The sequence below is a fragment of the Loktanella sp. DJP18 genome, from assembly GCF_049310965.1.
GTDB lineage: Bacteria > Pseudomonadota > Alphaproteobacteria > Rhodobacterales > Rhodobacteraceae > Loktanella.
Map to the genome: position 1 here is coordinate 1 of NZ_JBMERN010000233.1, position 3301 is coordinate 3301.

Consider the following 3301-nt stretch of genomic DNA (forward strand, 5'->3'; position numbering starts at 1 on the left):
AGGGATTCATCTCGAGATTATAGCGTGATAGCTGGATGCATGAACAGACCCACACCCACGACCTACAGGTCCGGGAACTGGCCAGCCTACAATGAAGCGTCAAGCGCCGTGGTTCGCTCACGATCTGGTTCGATCCGGAAATGGTCTGGGTGCCGCAACCGACCGGCAAGCGCGGTCGGCAACCTGAATACAGTGACGCGGCGATCCAGACGTGTCTGACGATGAAGGTCCTGTTTGGCATGGCGCTTCGGCAGACGACCGGCTTCGTCGAGAGCCTCTTGCGGCTGGTCGGCCTTGACTGGTCGGTGCCCGACTTCAGCACCCTGTCCCGCCGCCAGAAGGCCTTGGCCGTCAACATCCCCTACCGTGGCTCAAAGGGCCCGTTGCACCTTTTGATCCCCTCTCATGGTTGAGATCGTCCACGTGGCATGACATTGACGGGGAAAGGGGAAGCCATGCCTCAGGCCTGAGTTATGCAACAACGCCGCGTCACTACATCACAGTCAGGCCGCACAGCGTTTTGGGATACCGACCGCCAGCACCCCAGAGCATTGTCCCGATAGACCAAAGACCGAACATGCATTAACATTCAAGCTGGACCACTCGATGGGAGCACTCCCCTCGCACCCAATCGCAACTCAGCGACCGCCCTCACCCTTGATTAATTTAAAATCGCCTTGCATCGGTCAAATCATGAGCACAGCCATTTGATAGATTGAAATAATGTGATTTTAGCGAAACAACAACGATGATGATGTGTTTAGAGGGATTAACAGCGACCACGGTCTTGTGGCTTGTTATCGGCATCAGCGCAGTCGCAGCCTTTGTTTTGTTCTGGATGATGAAATTCCAGAGCTTCCAAGGCAAGACTTACTACGCTCTCACCTTCCTGGCCATGATCTGGACACTGATGATGATCGGGCTCGAGGCCTCATCGGCGGCCTTCGCCTGCCAGTTCCAATGGGCAACCATGGCATGGCTGGGCAATGGGATGGTGCCAGTGGCCTGGTGTTTCTTTGTTCTTGCCTATGTCGACAACGCCTACTGGCGGCGCAAAGCCAGCATCGTATTGGCCATCGTGCCCCTGGCCATGTTCGCTTTTGTCGCCACCAATCCTTGGCACAATCTCGTCTATACGGATGCGACGAACATCCCGGCGGGCCAAACCTATATAGATTATGGCCACGGGACAGCGTTCTACGCGATCATCGGCACCCTCTATGCATTTGTACTCGCGACGCTTTACTGTCTGGGCAGAGCGTTCTTGCGGGCCAAGCGGGCTGCCTGGCCGCTGCTGACCATGCTGGTCATCATCACGACGACACCGCTGACTGCGAACGCGGCATATGTCGGCTTAGGCTTCACAGTCTTTGGTCTTGACCCCACGGCCTTCATGTTCACGTTCGCGCTCTTACCGTTCACTTGGATGCTGGTGACAAACAAGACGATGGACATGGCTTCTGTCGGTCAGTCCATTCTCTTCAATACGATGAGCGAACCCGTTGTTCTGATCGATAGGCATCGAAAAATAATTCTTATGAACAACGCGGCGAAACGCTCTGGACGAGAGCACGGCATCAAGTATTTTCTGAATGCGATGCCCGCCAGTATCGCTAGGTTGAATACCTCCGAAGACGTCGCCAACATGACCATCGGCGCGCAGGTATATGAACCCCGCGTTCGGGAAATTGCCAATCCGCTTGATCCGTCGGGGAGTATCTTGGGATGGAGCGTCACCTTCGTCGACATCACAGACCGCATTGCCATTACATTAGCCTTGGAAAAAGCGCTGAAGAAAGCAGGTGACGCCAGCCGCGCAAAGGACGAGTTTATCTCGGTAGTCAGCCATGAATTGCGCACGCCGCTGACTTCGCTCAAGGGGGGATTGGCGCTGGCTCTGAGCGGTCGTCTTGGGGAATTGGCCGGTCCAATTCGGTCGTCGCTCGAGATCGCGAACCGGAATGGTGTCCGTCTGTCGCGGCTGGTCGACAACATCTTGCTGACGCAGAAGATCGACATCGAAGCGTTGTCCTTGGAAAGCAACCTCGTCGACCTGGCAAATCTGCTCGAAGAGAGCATCGAGGAAAACAAGATGTTCGCGTCAGAACGGGACGTGCGTCTCGTCACATCGAAGATGGAAAAATCCGCGGTCATCATGGGCGACGCATTCGCCATCCGTCAGATCGTGGATAACCTGATCTCCAATGCCATCAAGTTCTCGAAAGAGCATGACATCGTCGAGGGCGAGATCAAGGTCCAGAATGGGCGGGTCAGGCTGTCTATCAAGGACACCGGCTGCGGCATTCCAGACGGTATGGAAGACAAGGTCTTCGGGCGCTTCGAGCAGGTGCAAAACAGTGCCCAAGGCTCTACCCAAGGATCCGGGCTTGGCCTGCACATCTCGAAGCAACTGGCCAAACAGCTCTCTGGCGAACTGTTTTACGAAAGCCGGGTTGGCCTTGGGACGACGTTCCACATCGAGTTTTGGCTTGTGGACCGGCTGAACCATGAAGCTGCCGAGCCCGCCTTCTGCGCATAGGGCTTCAGCTCCAGCAGGTCCCAAGTTAATCCGGGCACGTTGAAATTCATTGGATGAGTCGGTCGGCCAAAAACGACCGCCTTTGGAACGCTCATGGTTTGAAGACAAACCACTGCCGGGCAGTGGACAGCACCGGCAGCAAGGCCGAGGGCGAAGGCGAGTGGCACGCGCGCAAGCACGGTTGTCCCAAACGGCGGGCCTGGCGCAAGATCCACCTTGGGATCGACGCGCAAACGCTGTAGTTTCGAGCGGTTGAGATCACCGGGAACCATATCGGCGATGGTGAGCGGCGCAGCGCCATCGTTCCGAGCGTGCCGCGAACGTCCTGCCCGATCTGCTCAGCCACATCCCAGCAAGCGAAGAGATCGGCAGCGTCATTGCTGACGGTGCCTATGATACCCCCAAGTGCCATGATGCAATCGCTGACCGCGGTGCCCACGCCGTCATCCCGCCCCGCAAGAACGCGAAGCCTTGGAGGACCGTCACTGCTGGTGCAGTCGCCAGAAACGAGGTCCTGCGGGCGGCGAAATATCTCGGCCGTGCGATCTGGCGAAACTGGCGTGGATACCACCGACGAAGCCGTGCCGAAACGAAGATGCACTGTGTTAAACTTCTGGGGCAGCGCCACATGGCGCGTGACTTCGACCGACAGGTCGCAGAGGGCCAGATCCGCATCGCCGCCCTGAACGGCTACACCGCACTTGGTATACCCGTCACCGAAGCTGTGCGTGAGTCCGTCCCGGAAAGGGGAGGTCCGCTTGA

General features: G+C 57.1%; 1 protein-coding gene and 2 pseudogenes. All 3 read left to right on the forward strand.

Features of this window, described 5'->3' with window-relative positions; translation table 11 throughout:
• Nucleotides 1–39: 39 nt before the first annotated feature.
• A pseudogene (locus tag ACOI1H_RS24385) lies at nt 40–410 on the forward strand (transposase); the annotation flags it as partial.
• Nucleotides 411–748: 338 nt separating this feature from the next.
• Nucleotides 749–2539 (forward strand): histidine kinase N-terminal 7TM domain-containing protein, encoded by a 1791-nt coding sequence (locus ACOI1H_RS24390; RefSeq protein ID WP_422440816.1) that lies wholly within the window; start codon nt 749–751, stop codon nt 2537–2539.
• Nucleotides 2540–2661: 122 nt separating this feature from the next.
• A pseudogene (locus tag ACOI1H_RS24395) lies at nt 2662–3301 on the forward strand (IS5 family transposase); the annotation flags it as partial.

Excerpts from the sequence above, each read along its gene's own strand:
- ACOI1H_RS24390 (WP_422440816.1), top strand. The coding sequence starts at position 749 with ATGATGATGTGTTTAGAGGGATTAACAGCGACCACGGTCTTGTGGCTT.